This window comes from Chryseobacterium paridis (assembly GCF_016595215.1).
Classification (GTDB): Bacteria; Bacteroidota; Bacteroidia; order Flavobacteriales; family Weeksellaceae; genus Chryseobacterium; species Chryseobacterium paridis.
The window spans coordinates 33,207-49,370 of record NZ_JAENHK010000008.1 but is presented as its reverse complement, the minus strand read 5'-3'; the positions used below and the strand labels follow the sequence as shown (position 1 = coordinate 49,370).

19 protein-coding genes are annotated in these 16,164 nt (G+C 33.4%); 17 read left to right on the top strand and 2 right to left on the bottom strand.

Annotated elements, in window-relative coordinates:
• The first annotated feature begins 90 nt into the window (after positions 1-90).
• The 15 genes from JHL15_RS08755 to JHL15_RS08685 all read left to right on the top strand — a co-directional run bounded on the left by JHL15_RS08755 (position 91) and on the right by JHL15_RS08685 (position 12,743).
• Positions 91-1,512: an anthranilate synthase component I family protein gene (locus tag JHL15_RS08755; RefSeq protein ID WP_200245127.1), complete on the top strand. Its 1,422-nt coding sequence runs from the start codon at positions 91-93 to the stop codon at positions 1,510-1,512.
• A 62-nt stretch (positions 1,513-1,574) separates the two neighbouring features.
• Positions 1,575-2,174 (top strand): anthranilate synthase component II, encoded by a 600-nt coding sequence (locus JHL15_RS08750; RefSeq protein ID WP_200245125.1) that lies wholly within the window; start codon positions 1,575-1,577, stop codon positions 2,172-2,174.
• A gap of 38 nt (positions 2,175-2,212) precedes the next feature.
• Entirely contained in the window at positions 2,213-3,199 is a 987-nt protein-coding gene (gene trpD / locus JHL15_RS08745) for an anthranilate phosphoribosyltransferase (RefSeq protein WP_200245123.1), read from the top strand.
• A gap of 216 nt (positions 3,200-3,415) precedes the next feature.
• Positions 3,416-3,724: a GIY-YIG nuclease family protein gene (locus JHL15_RS08740; protein WP_200245121.1), complete on the top strand. Its 309-nt coding sequence runs from the start codon at positions 3,416-3,418 to the stop codon at positions 3,722-3,724.
• A 194-nt stretch (positions 3,725-3,918) separates the two neighbouring features.
• A complete protein-coding gene (gene trpC / locus JHL15_RS08735; protein WP_200245119.1) occupies positions 3,919-4,704 on the top strand; it encodes an indole-3-glycerol phosphate synthase TrpC in 786 nt (261 codons plus the stop codon).
• Complete coding sequence (locus tag JHL15_RS08730; RefSeq protein WP_200245117.1) at positions 4,701-5,360, top strand: phosphoribosylanthranilate isomerase; 660 nt, start codon at positions 4,701-4,703, stop codon at positions 5,358-5,360. The genes trpC and JHL15_RS08730 overlap by 4 nt, the downstream gene beginning before the upstream one ends.
• Complete coding sequence (locus JHL15_RS08725) at positions 5,351-5,866, top strand: hypothetical protein (RefSeq protein ID WP_200245116.1); 516 nt, start codon at positions 5,351-5,353, stop codon at positions 5,864-5,866. The genes JHL15_RS08730 and JHL15_RS08725 overlap by 10 nt, the downstream gene beginning before the upstream one ends.
• The gene (locus JHL15_RS08720) at positions 5,856-6,395 is read left to right on the top strand and encodes a GNAT family N-acetyltransferase (protein WP_200245115.1); all 540 of its coding nucleotides are present in this window, start codon (positions 5,856-5,858) and stop codon (positions 6,393-6,395) included. The genes JHL15_RS08725 and JHL15_RS08720 overlap by 11 nt, the downstream gene beginning before the upstream one ends.
• Before the next feature lie 10 nt (positions 6,396-6,405).
• Entirely contained in the window at positions 6,406-7,584 is a 1,179-nt protein-coding gene (gene trpB, locus JHL15_RS08715) for a tryptophan synthase subunit beta (RefSeq protein WP_200245113.1), read from the top strand.
• A gap of 231 nt (positions 7,585-7,815) precedes the next feature.
• Positions 7,816-8,550 (top strand): tryptophan synthase subunit alpha, encoded by a 735-nt coding sequence (gene trpA, locus JHL15_RS08710; protein ID WP_200245112.1) that lies wholly within the window; start codon positions 7,816-7,818, stop codon positions 8,548-8,550.
• A gap of 79 nt (positions 8,551-8,629) precedes the next feature.
• Positions 8,630-9,358, top strand: a complete 729-nt coding sequence (gene lipB, locus JHL15_RS08705; protein ID WP_200245111.1) for a lipoyl(octanoyl) transferase LipB — start codon at positions 8,630-8,632, stop codon at positions 9,356-9,358.
• Positions 9,359-9,368: 10 nt separating this feature from the next.
• Positions 9,369-9,959, top strand: coding sequence for a hypothetical protein (locus JHL15_RS08700; RefSeq protein ID WP_200245110.1), 591 nt, complete (start codon positions 9,369-9,371; stop codon positions 9,957-9,959).
• A 96-nt stretch (positions 9,960-10,055) separates the two neighbouring features.
• On the top strand, positions 10,056-11,093 hold the full coding sequence (locus tag JHL15_RS08695) for a serine hydrolase domain-containing protein (RefSeq protein ID WP_200245109.1): 1,038 nt from the start codon (positions 10,056-10,058) through the stop codon (positions 11,091-11,093).
• Positions 11,094-11,393: 300 nt separating this feature from the next.
• Entirely contained in the window at positions 11,394-12,359 is a 966-nt protein-coding gene (locus JHL15_RS08690; protein WP_200245108.1) for a protein-glutamine glutaminase, read from the top strand.
• A 108-nt stretch (positions 12,360-12,467) separates the two neighbouring features.
• A complete protein-coding gene (locus tag JHL15_RS08685; RefSeq protein ID WP_200245107.1) occupies positions 12,468-12,743 on the top strand; it encodes a hypothetical protein in 276 nt (91 codons plus the stop codon).
• A gap of 27 nt (positions 12,744-12,770) precedes the next feature.
• On the opposite strand, the gene JHL15_RS08680 is transcribed toward JHL15_RS08685, so the two are convergent.
• Positions 12,771-13,523, bottom strand: a complete 753-nt coding sequence (locus JHL15_RS08680; protein WP_200245105.1) for an SDR family oxidoreductase — start codon at positions 13,521-13,523, stop codon at positions 12,771-12,773.
• 82 nt (positions 13,524-13,605) lie between these two features.
• Complete coding sequence (locus tag JHL15_RS08675; protein WP_200245104.1) at positions 13,606-14,820, bottom strand: MFS transporter; 1,215 nt, start codon at positions 14,818-14,820, stop codon at positions 13,606-13,608.
• Between the two features lie 212 nt (positions 14,821-15,032).
• On the opposite strand from JHL15_RS08675, the gene JHL15_RS08670 reads away from it, so the two are divergent.
• Both JHL15_RS08670 and JHL15_RS08665 read left to right on the top strand, forming a co-directional pair.
• Complete coding sequence (locus JHL15_RS08670; RefSeq protein ID WP_200245102.1) at positions 15,033-15,665, top strand: NAD(P)H-dependent oxidoreductase; 633 nt, start codon at positions 15,033-15,035, stop codon at positions 15,663-15,665.
• 29 nt (positions 15,666-15,694) lie between these two features.
• Positions 15,695-16,129, top strand: a complete 435-nt coding sequence (locus tag JHL15_RS08665; protein WP_200245101.1) for a MarR family winged helix-turn-helix transcriptional regulator — start codon at positions 15,695-15,697, stop codon at positions 16,127-16,129.
• Positions 16,130-16,164: the final 35 nt, after the last annotated feature.

Here is a 16,164-nt window from a genome sequence, read left to right as displayed (position 1 = left end):
AAATAAGATAAAACAAAATATAAAGACTTTGACGGATTCCGTTGAAGTCTTTTTTTTATTATTTACTATCAAAACAAAATAAAACAGCAAATGTTTAACAAAAAAATAAAAGTAAAAACTGTTTCGAAAAAAACATTAGGAGATCTTCAAACTCCGATGAATATTTATCTGCAAATCCGTGATAAATTCAGAGATACAATCCTTTTGGAAAGTTCAGATTCTAAAAACATAGATAATAACTTCTCTTTTATTGCGGTGAATGCAATCGCAGGAATTGAGGTGAAAAACCTGAATGAATTTGAAATTAAGTTTCCCAATTCTGAACCGGTAAAGCAATTCATTATTGATCATAAAATAACGGATATTCTTCATGATTTCTCTTCAGTTTTCGATTGTGAAAAAACCAATGATCCTATTGAAGAAACTGCACAAAATCTATTTGGATATACCAGTTTTGAAGCTGTTCAGTTTTTTGAAAATGTCAATTTTAAAGCACAAAGTGAAGAAGTTGAAATTCCTTTGGTCAGATACAGATTATATCAATACGTAATCGCAATCAATCATTACAATGATGAGATGCACTTTATTGAAAATCAAATTGAGGGAGTTAAATCCGAACTTTATACGCTTGAGAATTTAATTAAAAATAAGAATTCGGTTGTTTATCCTTTTGAAAAAACAGGTGAGGAAACTTCTAATATTACAGATGAGGAATATTTAGGATTGGTAAAAACGGCGCAGAAACATTGTATGCGTGGAGATGTTTTCCAATTGGTATTAAGCAGAAGGTTCGAACAGAACTTTTTAGGGGATGAATTCAATGTGTACCGCGCTTTAAGAAATATCAACCCATCTCCTTATTTATTCTTCTTCGACTATGGAGATTACAAATTATTCGGTTCCAGCCCGGAGAGTCAGTTGATCATTAAAGATCATAAAGCGATCATCCACCCTATTGCCGGAACGTTTAAAAGAACGGGGAATTTTGATATCGACCTTCAATCTATAGAAGAGTTAAAAAACGATCCCAAAGAAAATGCAGAACATACCATGTTGGTGGATTTAGCAAGAAATGACTTGGGAAAAATGGGGAGAAATGTTACTGTTACAAAATTAAAAGAGATCCAACTCTTTTCTCACGTGATTCATATGGTAAGTGAAGTTACTGCAGAGTTACCGGAAAATACAAATCCTTTTGAAGTAGTTGCTACCACTTTTCCTCAGGGAACTTTAAGTGGAGCTCCAAAACACAAAGCCCTTCAATTGATCAATCAGTATGAAAAGGACTCTCGTGGCTATTATGGTGGTTGTATTGGTATGGTAGGCCTTAACGGAACATGCAATCAGGCTATTATGATCAGAACTTTTTTAAGTAAGAATAATACACTTTTTTATCAGGCAGGCGCAGGTCTGGTAGCCAAATCCAATCCTGAAAGTGAATTACAGGAAGTCAACAACAAGCTAAATGCTTTAAAAAAGGCAGTAGAAAAAGCAGATAAACTCACTTATTAGGTATTACGCTTATTATAAAGTAACAGAAAAAGGAATCAGCATACCCATAAAAAAATAAACAGATGAATAAAAATATAGAAGAACAATCAACAGCTAAAGTTTTGGTTTTTGATAATTACGATAGCTTTACTTATAATCTTGTACAGATCATTGAAAGGATTCTGGGGCAAAAAGTAGATGTTTTCCGAAACGATGAGATCACCCTGGAAGAAATCAATAAATATGATAAAATCATTTTATCACCGGGTCCGGGAATCCCTGAAGAGTCGGGTATCTTATTAGATGTGATTAAAGAATATGCACCAACAAAAAGCATTTTAGGTGTTTGTCTTGGACAGCAAGCCATAGCTGAGGCTTTTGGCGGAAAATTAATTAACCTATCTGAAATTTTCCATGGAGTAGCTACTACAACTGAATTGGTAAAAGATAAAACGAAGCTTTTTCAAAATCTATCTTCAGGATTGGAAGTGGGAAGATACCACAGCTGGGCTGTAGATCCGGATCATTTCCCTGAAGAACTGGAAGTCATTGCTGTAGATAAAGACGGAATGATCATGGCATTACAACATAAAACTTATGATGTACATGGCGTACAGTTCCATCCTGAAAGTATTTTAACTCCTGATGGAGAAGTAATCATTAAAAACTTCCTTTTACATTGAAAACATTAGAACCTTCATCAATTATAAAAACACCTCAAATGAAAGAAATTCTGCAATATTTATTTAATCATCATACCTTATCCAAATCTGAAGCTAAGGCGATCATGATTGAGATTGCCCAAAATAAGTTTAACACGACGGAGGTAACTGCTTTCATTAGTGTTTTTCTGATGCGTAATATTACGTTGAGAGAGCTGGAAGGCTTTAGAGAAGCTTTATTACAAATGGCTGTTCCGGTAAGTATAGATGCCAGTGATGCAATAGATATTGTAGGAACCGGAGGTGATGGAAAAAATACCATTAATATTTCAACATTGGCAAGTTTTGTTATTGCCGGTGCAGGACAGAGAGTAACTAAACATGGAAATTATGGGGCATCAGCGGTTACAGGTTCTTCAAATGTTCTGGAGGAACTGGGTTACCAGATGAATAATGATTCCGATCAATTAAACAAAGATCTGGAAAAAGCCAATATCTGCTTTTTACATGCACCCTACTTCCACCCGGCACTTCAATCTGTTGGAGCACTTCGAAAGTCATTAGGATTAAGAACTTTTTTCAATTTACTGGGGCCATTGGTAAATCCTGCAAAGCCAAAGTTTTCCGTGATTGGGGTATATAACCTGGAAATTGCAAGAATTTACCAATATCTTTTACAAAAAGAGCCACAAGAATTTATCCTTGTTCATGGTTTAGATGGGTATGACGAGATAAGCCTTACCCATGACAGTAAAATTATCACCAAAAAGGGTGAAAGCATTTATTCATCAGAAGACTTGGGATTTGATACAGTAAGTCCGGAAAGTATTCAGGCAGGTAAAACTATTAAGGAAACGGCTAAAATTTTCAGAAATATTCTGGAGGGTAAAGGAACAGAATCCCAAAATGCGGTAGTTTTAGCTAATGCTTCAGTTGCATTGTATCATACTGAAAAATTTGGTTCTTATGATGATTGTCTTCTATTAGCTCAGGAAAGTTTAGAAAGTGGGAAGGCTTTGAAGAGTCTGGAATTATTGTTGGAATAACTATACTTTGTTTTTCTGTCATTCAGAATGAAGCAAAGCGGAATGAAGAATCTAAAACCAGAAAAACAATATATCTAAGTATGTGAGTAACAAAGAGAGATTTCTCACTTCGTTCGAAATGACAAACAGCCGTAATTCGATGCATGGATTAGAGTCTTCGAATATAATTTAGAGGGAAATGAAAAGTTTTAAAATATCAATCTAGGGGTCAATTAAATGAAAACATTAGGAACACACAATTACTATGTTTACATTTTAACCAATGTAAATAAAACTGTCGTATATACAGGAGTTACTAATGATTTAAAGTCCAGATTATATTGGCATAAAAATCCAGAGGCTGGAAATACTCATTTTACAACTAAATATAAATGTTTTAATCTCATTTATTATGAACATTTTCAAGAGATAGAAGAAGCAATAGCAAGGGAAAAACAGATTAAAGGTTACTCAAGAATGAAAAAAGAAAATTTAATAAATAGTTTAAATCCCGAATGGAAATTTTTAAATGAGAGCATTGAGTAAAGATTTCTCACTTCATTACATTACATTCGAAATGACAGCACTTATACAGCTTTTAGTCATTCAGAATGAAACGAAGTGGAATGAAGAATCTAAATAAAAAAATATATCAAGTATATAAATAGAGATTTCTCACTGCGTTCGAAATGACAAAGAGAAACTTTAAGTTAAAATTAGAAATAAAAAACACACAATAAATGACCATATTAGATAAAATTATATCGAGAAAAAAAGAAGAAGTTCATTTTTCAAAAGCGAATATTTCTGTAGATCAATTGAAAAATTCTGCCTTTTTTGACAGAGAGACCCAATCTTTAAAGACTTCCATTCAAGAGAAAAGTGGAATTATAGCCGAATTTAAAAGACAATCCCCTTCAAAAGGTATTATCAATGATAATGTTTCTCCTTTAGAAGTTGTTTCTGCTTACGAAAATTTTGGAGCAAGTGGGATTTCTATTCTTACAGATGCTGATTTTTTTGGAGGAAGTCGTGAAGATATTCTAAATGTTCGGGATCAAATTACCACTCCCATTCTTAGAAAAGATTTTATGATCGATGAATATCAGTTCTATGAAGCAAAAAATATGGGTGCTGATGTTATTCTCCTGATTGCAGCCTGTCTTTCTCCCACTCAGGTTTTGGAATTTACTGACCTATCTCATGAACTTGGCTTGGAAGTTTTATTGGAAATTCATACAGAAGAAGAGCTTAAGCATTATCATTCTACAATTGATTTGGTAGGAATTAATAATAGAAATCTAAAAGATTTTAAGGTTGATCTTCAACACTCTGTTACTTTAAAAAATCAGCTTCCAAAAGAGACTCTTTCTATAGCTGAAAGTGGTATTTATAGCATCGAAGATTTCATTTATCTTAAAGAAAAAGGATTTGACGGATTTTTAATGGGTGAATATTTTATGAAAAATAAAAACCCTGCAAAAGCTTTTGAAGAATTCATTGAACATATAAACTCAAAGGCATGAACCAACGATTAAAATTAAAGGTTTGTGGTTTAACCCAACTGGATCAGATTCAAGAATTAATTTCTATGAATACAGACTTTTTAGGATTTATTTTCTACGAAAAATCTCTTCGATATGTGCTTAATCATTTAAGCATAGAAAAGATCTCAACAATTGATCATCAGGGAAAAACAGGTGTCTTTGTCAATGAAGCTCCAGACAGTATTTTAAAGATAGCTGAAAAGGCTGACCTTAATTTTATTCAGCTGCATGGCGATGAGGATATCCACTATATTTCAGATATCAGAAAAGGATTACATCCGAAAACTAAAATTATAAAAGTATTTCGAATTGGAGACACAACAAAAGAGCTGAAGACTGAAATTCAATTGTTTCAATCTTATGTTGACTTCATTCTTTTTGACACGGACAGTAAATCCTTTGGAGGAACCGGAAAGCAGTTTGATTGGTCGCTGCTTAATGGTTTGAAACTAGAAATTCCTTACTTTCTGAGTGGAGGCATTTCTCAAGAAAGTATTGAAGACATAAAAGCATTACAACAAAAACCTTTTGCTCTGGATATTAATTCAAAATTTGAAATCGAAGCTGGAGTTAAAGATTTGGAAAAAGTGAAATTATTTAAGTCTAATCTCTTAAGCCCAAACCTATGGATATAAAAACACTAAGAAAACAATTTTATAAGACATTATTTCCGCCGAGGTTTGACAATGCAAGAGTTAAAAGGTTATATAAATTTATCTCCGAAAATGATAGTACGACAGATTTTTGGGAAATGGGAGGATTATTATCCAAATTTATAGATATCATTAAAGATTTTAATGAGGACGATATCCAGTATTTTTTTACAACCATTCATTTATGGGATGGCTATCACTTGGTGATCATTGCAGATAAGTTGATGGAGAATACGGTAAGGGCCAACGTCAATTATGATTTAGGGAAAATATATTTTAAAATCTTTTTATCGTATGAAAAGCTGGATTCTTATTATTTATTGGATAACCTGGAGCTGATCTTCAAAATGTATCATTCAAAACTTGATATTGAAACCTGGATCAGCATTGCCAGTAAAATAAAATTCCTGTATCAGAATAAACAAATAACCCGACAGCAATTTGATCAAAGTTTGTCTTTTATCAATAATTTAAATCATGATTTATAGCATCAAAAAACCTGAAGAACTCACAGCGCAAGAAATTGAAACAATTATAGCACTTTGGGAAAATGAAGAATGGATGGGGATGGAAGTAAATGATTTCAAAATCTTATTCAAAGATTCTGAATTCCATCTATTATTGGATCTTGATGAAAAAATTGCATCTGTATTGCGTCTTAATTTTGATTTCAACTTAAAGATATCAGACCATGTATATTCTTTTGCTGAACTGGGTGGTTTTGCTTCTGTACAAAAGGGAAAAGGAAATGGCAGTCAATTATTGCAGCATTCTATGAATACGATTGTAACAAGAGACCTGCAAACAATAGGCTTCTGCTTATCAGATGTTCGTCCATTTTATGAAAAATGTAATGTTCCTATATTATATGATAAAGCCAAATATATTCAGGAAAAAGATGGCGGTGATTGGGTTCCTTCTGAAGATGATGACATCCTGATCATCCACCTATCTGAAGAAAACAACAATCTATTCCAGCAGCTCGATTTACAACAACCAGCCTATTTAATACAATAACAACGAAGAAATGAATTATAAAAACCCAGATAAAAATGGATACTATGGTGAATTTGGGGGTGCATTTATCCCTGAAATGCTGTATCCCAATGTAGAAGAACTCCAAAAGAATTATCTTGAAATCATAGAATCTGACGAATTTCAAAGAGAATATCAGGATTTGCTTAAAAACTATGTAGGACGGGCTACTCCACTTTATTTTGCAAAAAATCTAAGTAAAAAATACCGTACAAATATTTATTTAAAAAGAGAGGATCTTAATCACACCGGAGCTCATAAAATCAATAATGCACTTGGTCAGGTTTTATTAGCAAAACGTCTGGGAAAAACCAGAATTATTGCTGAAACCGGAGCTGGACAGCATGGTGTTGCAACAGCTACAGCCTGCGCTTTACTCGGTTTGGAATGTATTGTTTACATGGGCGAAGTGGACATCCAAAGACAGGCTCCCAATGTAGCAAGAATGAAAATGCTTGGTGCTGAAGTCGTTCCGGCTACTTCAGGATCAAAAACACTAAAAGATGCTGTAAATGAAGCTTTAAGAGATTGGATCAATAATCCGGTAACTACTCATTATGTGATAGGAAGCGTGGTAGGACCTCATCCTTTTCCAGATTTAGTGGCCAGATTTCAGAGTATTATATCCAAAGAAATAAGAGAGCAGCTTTACGAGCAAACCGGAACAGAAAATCCGGATTATGTGATTGCCTGTGTAGGTGGTGGAAGCAATGCTGCAGGCACTTTTTATCACTTTGTACAGGAAGAAAATGTAAAGATCATTGCTGCAGAAGCAGGAGGTCTTGGCGTGGAATCAGGAAAATCGGCTGCCACTACTTTCCTTGGAACATTAGGTGTTTTACATGGAAGTAAAAGTCTTGTTATGCAAACGAATGATGGACAGGTTATAGAACCCCATTCTATTTCTGCTGGCTTAGATTATCCGGGAATCGGACCTTTTCATGCTCATTTATTTAAAGAAAAACGTGCTGAGTTTTTTAGTATTAATGATGATGAAGCTTTAAAATGTGCTTTTGAACTCACTAAACTGGAAGGTATTATTCCGGCATTGGAAAGTTCTCATGCTCTGGCCGTTTTAGATAAAAAGAAATTTAATGAAAATGATATTGTTGTCATCTGCCTGAGTGGACGTGGTGATAAGGATATGGAAACGTATTTGAAAAATTTGTGAAATTTTTAATCTGTACAATGTAAAAAGTATTCATGTAAAATGATTTTGAAAGTTATCAAAGAAAACCATTTGTCCTTAATGAGATATCATAAATACATTTTACATAAATACATGAATACAATTCTTTTAAAAGATTTCTCACTACCCTTTGTTTCATTCGAAATGACAACAATGCCAAAGAAAAATACATGAATACATTTTACATAAATACATGAATACAATTTAAACCCTATGAAAAAACTTAATATATACTTTACAGCAGGGATTCCACAGTTGGAAGACACGGCTGATATTATAAAACTAATTCAGGATTCCGGAGCAGATATGATGGAGATTGGGATGCCTTATTCCGACCCTGTTGCAGATGGTCCTGTTATTCAACAAGCTCATGAAATAGCATTAAAAAATGGAATGACTATCGAAAAGCTTTTATCACAATTGAAATCTATCAAACATGAAATTAAAATTCCTGTTATTTTAATGGGATATATTAATCCGGTTTTAAGTTTTGGTTTTGAGAAATTCTGTAAGGAATGTTCTGAGAGTGGTGTTTCAGGTTTAATTATTCCTGACCTCCCTCCTATTGAATTTGAAAAGAATTATCAGCAAATTTTAAAGAAATATAATCTCAATTTTACATTTCTAATCACTCCTGAAACCTCGGATGAAAGGATTGTATATCTTGATTCTTTAAGCTCAGGCTTCTTGTATGCTGTAAGCTCGTCTTCGACAACAGGTAATAAAAATGCGGTATTAAAAAATGAAGACTACCTTTCCAGAATAGCATCTCTTCCTCTTACAAATCCGGTAATGATTGGTTTTGGAATCAAATCAAAAGAGGATTTTGAAAATGTAACCGAAAAAGCAGATGGTGGGATTATAGGAACTGCATTCGTCAATATTTTGTTGCAAAATAAAGATTGGAAGATCAATGCCATAGATTTTATTAATTCAATAAAGAATTAAAAATCACTAAATTTGTATGTCAAAAAAATGGCATGAAACTATAGCTTCATTTGTCCATTAAAAGAAATCGACCTCACACATGAATACAAATCAAAATAAAGTAGTAGAATTCGAAGATTTAGGTATTAAAGATTATCAATCCTCATGGGATTATCAGGAAAAACTGATGAAAGATATTATCGATACTAAAATTAAAAATCGTGATTTACCTACTGAACAGCATATTACTACTCCTAACCATTTACTTTTAGTAGAACATCCTCATGTCTACACTTTGGGGAAAAGCGGGCACGAAGAAAATATGTTGGCAGGAATTGATAAACTCAAAGAGATCGATGCCACTTTCGTAAAAGTAAATCGCGGCGGAGATATTACCTATCATGGATATGGTCAGGTCGTTGGTTATCCTATTTTAGATCTTGAAAACTTCTTTACAGATATTCATCTATATATGAGAAACCTTGAAGAAGTAATCATAAGAACCATTGCCGAATATGGACTTAAAGGAGAGCGTTCTCAGGGAGAAACGGGTGTTTGGCTCGATCCCGGGAAACCTTATGCCAGAAAGATCTGTGCAATGGGTGTGAAAGCTTCCCGTTGGGTGACATTACATGGTTTTGCCCTGAACGTGAATACGGACATGCGTTATTTTGAATATATTATTCCTTGTGGTATTAAAGATAAACAGGTGACTTCTTTGAAAAGAGAATTGGAAAGAGAACTTTCTGCACAAGAAATGGAAGATATAAAAACTAAGATTACTAAACACTTTGCAGATGTTTTTGGGGCAGAAGTGCTGAATAAATAATCCAATTTTTATGAATAAAATACTTATTCTCTTATTTACTCTTCTCTTAATTAGTTGTTCTGAAAAAGAAAAAAAATCGGATTCTAAAATTGTGGACAAAACAATAGGTTTTTCCATGATCGTTCCTGGTAGTTTTTCAAAATTAGATGAAGAGAGCAAAAAGGAGCAGATTCAAAAAGGTGTAAAAAGATTGGATAAATTACACGATTCAGCTTTTGCTTTAAGTGATATTAAAAATACGATCCTTTTCAAAAGTGATGATGAAAATCTATTTGTTTTAAATAATCAAGATTATGATGTCAAAACTCAAGGTGATTATAATGAAGCAATTAAAGGAATCAACGATCTTTCCTATCAAACCCAATCAATGAATTTTCCTAATGCCAATATTGACTCAGTTACATCAAAAGAAATGATAGATGGAGTTGAGTTTAGTAAATTTATTTTAAGTACTAAAATTTCTGAAACTAAAACCATGCATATGGTAAAATATAATAAGCTTTTTAAAGATAAAGATTTTACTGCTTCAGTCGTATTTACTAATGATGAATTGGGTAGAGAAGTAATAAAAGCTTTCAAAGATTCAAAATTTAAAAAATAATTTCATTTGTCTAATTTTAAGATTTATTTTTGAATATTGGTGCTACTATTTGGCAACCTATTTTAGATAAACTTTAATCTTAAAATTAAAATCCTGATGAAACCTGCTGCTCAACTCTTTTTTTACCTTCTATTATTCTTTTCGCATTCTAATATCTATGCACAGAAAGACGATTATACAAAAAAGATTGACAGTTTAATTGAGATTAAGAATCCCAGAACATTCAATGGGGTCATTTTAGTGACCCAAAATGGTAAGGTTAAGTATTCCAAAGCATATGGTGTTGCTAATATTAAAACGGGAGTTCCTCTAAAATTAGACGACCAGTTTGAAATCATGTCCAATTCAAAACAGGTTACTGCTGTTTTACTATTGAAAGAGGTAGAAAAAGGAAAGGTTAACTTACAGGATCCTATCAAAAAATACCTTCCCACTTTAACTCAGCCTTGGGCAGACTCTGTTACTGTCCATCAATTATTAAATCATACCCACGGAATTGTAGATGTTGAGAAACCTTTGGCTTTTAAGCCGGGTACAGATTTTAAATATGGTAATTTATCCAATATTCTTTTAGGAAAAATCATTGAAAATACAAGTCATAGAAAGTATTCCGAATTAGCCAATGATCTCTTCAGGGAACTCAAAATGAAAAATACATTTTGCTATACCCCAACCAACCTCCGAAATCTTGTTTCTGGTCATATGAGTAATGATAGCGGTTTCACAGTTGTAGAAAAATCTTTCATTGATGATGAGAACCTGCCTGCTGATGGGGTTATTTCAACAGTAAAAGATATGGCCATATGGAATAGTTCACTTCATAAAGGTAAAATTCTGAATCCGAAAACCTACGCATTGATGACAACAACCTCTGTAATGTCAGAGCATGATGTTTTTGGAAAAGGTAAAATGGGTTATGGATATGCCATCCGGATCGTCAAGGCTAATGGAATAAATTATTTCGGACATACTGGTTTAGGAGATGGTTTTGCTTCTTTAAATGTATATATTCCCCAATCTGATACAAGTATTATTATCCTGGAAAATCAAATGAGCGAGAAAAGTGATGCGTACTATTATTTTGAAACACTAATAAGAGATATTGTATTAAAAAGCAGTTTAGTTAAGAAATAAGAACAACAAATAATCTACAACTTCTCCCATTCTCCATTTTTGAATGAGCAATCTCAGTATGAAATATTTAAATTTCATATAGGCAATGAATGTATCAAAACTATTACTATCACATGATAAAATAACAGTTTTTAATATATAAAACAATGTAATAATTTCAAAAAATTCGTTTTTTTGTAAAAATAAGTTGTCTATATTGAATTTTTTGTTAATTTTATTTTCACCAAAATGTGAAGTAACTCACATAAAAAACAAATAACTTAAAAAAGACTTATTATTAAACCACAAATTACAATTACTATGAAAAACTTTTTTTTATCAATGATGGCCTTTGTGACCATCTTATCATTTAATGCCTGCTCGGATTCTAAAGACAGCCAGGAGGTAAACGGACAAGAAAAGACAACCTTAAAGAATGTTTCTTTAAAAGACTTTGGAAAGAGTGTTCCGGTAGGGATAGAGGAAGAAAACGGAATATTCAAAGTTTCATTTATCTTGAGTGCTCAGTTTTATGAAATAAAATCGGGTAAAGAAAATGCCGAATATATTGGTATGATCAGAGAGGCTGTAAAAAATGAAACGCCAATTCATATTTTCCTAAAAGGTAATACCAATGAGATTGGGAAAGTAGAATCTGTAAGCCTTGAAGATACAAGGTATTTCAAATCTATTTTAACAAAAGAAGTAAGAGGAGGACAAACTAATAAATTAGCAAGCGTAATTCCAGATGTTGCTACTTTAAATAGCTTATTTAACCAAATCAAGAATCAGTCTTGTGGAACTTCTACTGCTTCATCACCTTGTATCACGTTCAGATATCCGGTAGATGGATGCTATGCAAGAGCTCACAAAATGAGACAAATTCTGATGAATAATGGATACGATTGTGAAAAGCAGTTTGTATATGGTAACTTAAGAGCTACTACAGGTACTTGTTGTGTTTCATGGAATTACCATGTAGCTATATTAGTAAGCTATAAAAATGCGTCAGGAGTGACTGAAAAAAGAATTATCGACCCTTCATTATTCTCAAGTGGTCCGGTAACCGATACTGCATGGAGAAATGCATGTATCAATACTTCATGTGGAAGTGCATCAGTTTCTTCTTATACCAATACTGCAGGAAATGTGTATTATAGAAGTCCTAGTAATTCTTATCTATATGATAACAACTTAATCAACACCAATTGTGTACTGACTAAGTTCTCATCACTTTCTGGTTGCTCTCCTACCCCAGCACCAGATGTATCTAGCTGTGGATTCTAATTAAAAATTATAATTTCAAACAGCTCCTGTTATTATATAAATTGACAGGAGCTGTTTATTCAATCGTATACTTTTATGAAAGCATGGACCTTTATATTATTCCTTTTTATGATAACATCTTGCTCAGGTAGCTCAGGTACCCAAAATCTAACATGGTATAAAAATGCAACAATCAGTAATATTGCTGATGACCCCGACCACCCCAAAGACCTTCTGCGTGTATCCATTGGAATCAGTGCACAGGTTTTTTATGTATCAAAAAAAGACTCCGATTATAAATCCCTATTGGAAAAACTGAATCAAAGTTTTAAAAAAGGAAAAACATTTAACATCGGTATTGAGAACAATACCAATATGATTAAGCAGATTACAGATAGTAAATAATTCTTAGAATATCATTCACCTTGCTATTTATCTTATCACAGATATAGCTGCATCTACTTTTATTTCTGCTCCATGAATATAAGATGCTTCTTCTGATGCAAGGAAAAGTACCGTATTTGCTATTTCGGATGGCTCGCCTTGTCTTTTAAAAGGTATCGTTGGAATAATATTTTGGATAGCTTCCTCAATCTGTTCTTTGTTCAATCCAGTATTATTAAAAATATTGGTCTTGATATGTCCCGGACTCACCCCATTTACCCGAATTCCTCTTTCCAGTAATTCAGTTGCAAAGGTTTTAATAAAAGACTGCACCGCTGATTTTGCTGCTGAATAGATAGAAAAATTAGGCATTGTGATCTCAGTAGCCACTGAGGTGTTAAAAATAGCTGAACTCCCTTTTTTCATTAATGGTAAAATCTGCTGAACGGTAAAAAAGGGACCTCTTACCAATACATTGAAAAGTTCTTCAAAATCATTTTCGCCTACATTTTCAATAGGCATAAATTTCCCATACCCTGCATTGGCAAAAATCAGATCAATCGTATCTGTATATTTTCTCACTTGATTCTCCAGATTCATCAGATCCTTCATGCTTCCAGCATCAGAAACAATTCCAAAAGCCTTCTCACCTAAATTTTCTACCGCTCTATCTACGGTTTTCTTACTTCTTCCGGTAATAATTGCACTTCCACCTTCTTCAATAAACTGCTGAGCTACAGCATAACCCATTCCGTTAGTTCCGCCTGTGATCAAGGCGAATTTGTTTTTAAATCTTTGCATTATATTTTGTTTAAAATTCTAAAGCAAAGATTGAAATATCGTCTGTCTTTAGAAATCCGAAACTTGTGGAGTTTTGCTCATTTTATTTTTTTAAATTCATTAAAGAAGGAGTCATAAAGGAAACAATTCCTACCAGAAAAATAATCGATCCAAGAATAACAAAAGTCACATTTACACCTATCGAATCTGCAACAAATCCTGTACATATAAGGCCTACCACAGTCGGTAAAACTTCTATACTAAAATACATTGAAAATACACGCCCCAGAAGACTTGAATGCACCTCTTCCTGTACAATCGCTGTAAAACCGGCACTATAAAAAGAAGCAGCAATACCCCCTAGCCCTGTTAACAAAACAAAAAACACGAAACTTCCGGGGGATAGTAATCCAGACCAAAGAAATGCGATTCCAATTAAAATATGAGATAGATTAACAATAACTACTTTACGAATGGACGGTTTCCATATCCCCAGCATTCCACCACCCACTAATGCACCAATACCCCAGGTTGTTTCTACAATACTCATTTCGAATTTTCCTCCATGAAAGTGTTCAATTGTCATTAATGGAAATAAAACAGAAATAGGCATAATACAAAAACCGGCAATTATAGAATACAAAAAGAGATAAGTTAATCCCTTATTTTTGATTACTTCATGAAAACCTCCTTTCATGTCTTTCCATACCTGAAATACGTCCGATGTACGTGTATGCTCCTTTTGAGGAGAGGGAATTGATATGAAAAGTAATGAAGAAATAGCCAATGCAGCTCCTGCAATATCTAATAACAATACATTTCCGATAGATAGCAAACCTACAGCTAATGCTCCAAGTGCAGGACCAGCAATATTGGAAACTGATTTTATAATCTGGTTGATTCCGGCAATACGCAATAGCTCCGACCTTGGTGCCAAAAGAGGAATGGTAGCCTGCATTGCAGGCATATGAAATGCTGATCCAACAGAACGTAATCCAAGTATAATGTAAACCAATTGCAAGTTCTCATAGCCTAAGTAAAAACTAATGGACATAACCAATGTACAGAAGGCAACAAAACCATCAGCGAAAATCATCGTTTTCTTCCGATCCCACCTATCTACATAAACTCCTGCAAAAGGCCCGATTAAAGCCTGAGGAAGTAAACCAGCAATGGCCGCATAAGCCAATACCTCTGCTGATCCCGTTTGTAAACTTAGCCAAATGATGATTGCAAAGCCCACGGCAGAGCTGCTGATCAATGAAAAAAACTGTCCCGTCCATAAAAATATAAATCTTCTTTTCCAATGATTATCCATGGTTTTCTTTCTAAATGTAAGTGGTGCAAAGGTAAAGAAAAAAACAATAAAACAACTTTCTAGTTGTTTTATTGTTTATAGACACTCTCTATTAAATTATAAAATATAATCTTTTAAAATAATATTGTGCACAATTTAATTTACCCTATCTTTGTCAAGGTAAAAAGATGAAAAATTAATTATAGAAATTATTTCATTAAAAAAGTAGAACAATGTCATTAATAGAAAATTTAAACTGGAGACATGCGGTAAAAGCATATGATCCATCCAAAAAAGTATCTGAAAAAGATTTAAATACAATTTTAGAAGCAGCGAGATTAGCTCCCACTTCATCTGGTTTACAACCTTTCCGTATTATTGTTGTGGAGAATCAGGAACTGAAAGAAAAAATGGTTCAGGGAGCATTAAACCCTGAGGTAATGAGAGATTCTTCCCATGTTTTGGTATTTGCTGCATGGGATAGCTACTCCACCGAAAAAATAGATCAGGTTTATGATCTGCATACTGATGTAAGGGATCTGCCAAGAGGACGTTTCAATAGCTATACTGATCAATTGAAAACTATATACAATGCTCAAACTCCTGAAGAACATTTTCAACATACTGCACGTCAGACTTATATTTCTTTAGGATTGGCTCTGGCACAGGCTGCAGAATTAAAAATTGACAGTACTCCTGCAGAAGGATTTAGTAATGAAGTAGTAGATGAAATTCTTGGCTTGAAAGAATTAGGATTAAAAAGTGTTACTCTTTTGTATCTCGGATATCGGGATGAACAAAAAGACTGGTTATCTTCCATGAAAAAGGTACGTATCCCTATGGAAGAATTTATTATTAATAAATAAAAATTCCGAACTTCCCCATTTTAATTATCATGGAAAACTCAGAACCTTTAAAATTGGAAAATCAGATTTGCTTCCCACTGTATGCGATAGCAAAAGAGATTACAGGCCTATATCGCCCTTTTCTGGATGAACTGGATATTACCTATCCTCAATATCTTGTAATGATGGTGCTTTGGGAACAAGATGGTCTTCCCGTTACACATATAGGAGAAAGGCTTCTTCTCGATAGTGGTACGCTAACTCCTTTGCTGAAAAGGCTTGAAACTAAAGGATTTATTTCAAGAAACCGAAAAAAAGAGGATGAAAGAGTGGTACAGGTATTTCTGACAGAAAAAGGGAAAATGCTGAAGGAAAATGCATGTAGCGTTCCTGATAAAATTATGAAGAAAATAGATGTTCTACCAGAAGATCTATTGGAACTTAAAAACTCTATCAATAAAATTTTAAGTAAAATCGAAAAATAATATTGATAAATCAATAATAAAAATGGCTGTCTATA

Excerpts from the sequence above, each read along its gene's own strand:
- JHL15_RS08755 (WP_200245127.1), top strand. The coding sequence starts at position 91 with ATGTTTAACAAAAAAATAAAAGTAAAAACTGTTTCGAAAAAAACATTA.
- JHL15_RS08750 (WP_200245125.1), top strand. The coding sequence starts at position 1,575 with ATGAATAAAAATATAGAAGAACAATCAACAGCTAAAGTTTTGGTTTTT.
- trpD (WP_200245123.1), top strand. The coding sequence starts at position 2,213 with ATGAAAGAAATTCTGCAATATTTATTTAATCATCATACCTTATCCAAA.
- JHL15_RS08740 (WP_200245121.1), top strand. The coding sequence starts at position 3,416 with ATGAAAACATTAGGAACACACAATTACTATGTTTACATTTTAACCAAT.
- trpC (WP_200245119.1), top strand. The coding sequence starts at position 3,919 with ATGACCATATTAGATAAAATTATATCGAGAAAAAAAGAAGAAGTTCAT.
- JHL15_RS08730 (WP_200245117.1), top strand. The coding sequence starts at position 4,701 with ATGAACCAACGATTAAAATTAAAGGTTTGTGGTTTAACCCAACTGGAT.
- JHL15_RS08725 (WP_200245116.1), top strand. The coding sequence starts at position 5,351 with ATGGATATAAAAACACTAAGAAAACAATTTTATAAGACATTATTTCCG.
- JHL15_RS08720 (WP_200245115.1), top strand. The coding sequence starts at position 5,856 with ATGATTTATAGCATCAAAAAACCTGAAGAACTCACAGCGCAAGAAATT.
- trpB (WP_200245113.1), top strand. The coding sequence starts at position 6,406 with ATGAATTATAAAAACCCAGATAAAAATGGATACTATGGTGAATTTGGG.
- trpA (WP_200245112.1), top strand. The coding sequence starts at position 7,816 with ATGAAAAAACTTAATATATACTTTACAGCAGGGATTCCACAGTTGGAA.
- lipB (WP_200245111.1), top strand. The coding sequence starts at position 8,630 with ATGAATACAAATCAAAATAAAGTAGTAGAATTCGAAGATTTAGGTATT.
- JHL15_RS08700 (WP_200245110.1), top strand. The coding sequence starts at position 9,369 with ATGAATAAAATACTTATTCTCTTATTTACTCTTCTCTTAATTAGTTGT.
- JHL15_RS08695 (WP_200245109.1), top strand. The coding sequence starts at position 10,056 with ATGAAACCTGCTGCTCAACTCTTTTTTTACCTTCTATTATTCTTTTCG.
- JHL15_RS08690 (WP_200245108.1), top strand. The coding sequence starts at position 11,394 with ATGAAAAACTTTTTTTTATCAATGATGGCCTTTGTGACCATCTTATCA.
- JHL15_RS08685 (WP_200245107.1), top strand. The coding sequence starts at position 12,468 with ATGATAACATCTTGCTCAGGTAGCTCAGGTACCCAAAATCTAACATGG.
- JHL15_RS08680 (WP_200245105.1), bottom strand. The coding sequence starts at position 13,523 with ATGCAAAGATTTAAAAACAAATTCGCCTTGATCACAGGCGGAACTAAC.
- JHL15_RS08675 (WP_200245104.1), bottom strand. The coding sequence starts at position 14,820 with ATGGATAATCATTGGAAAAGAAGATTTATATTTTTATGGACGGGACAG.
- JHL15_RS08670 (WP_200245102.1), top strand. The coding sequence starts at position 15,033 with ATGTCATTAATAGAAAATTTAAACTGGAGACATGCGGTAAAAGCATAT.
- JHL15_RS08665 (WP_200245101.1), top strand. The coding sequence starts at position 15,695 with ATGGAAAACTCAGAACCTTTAAAATTGGAAAATCAGATTTGCTTCCCA.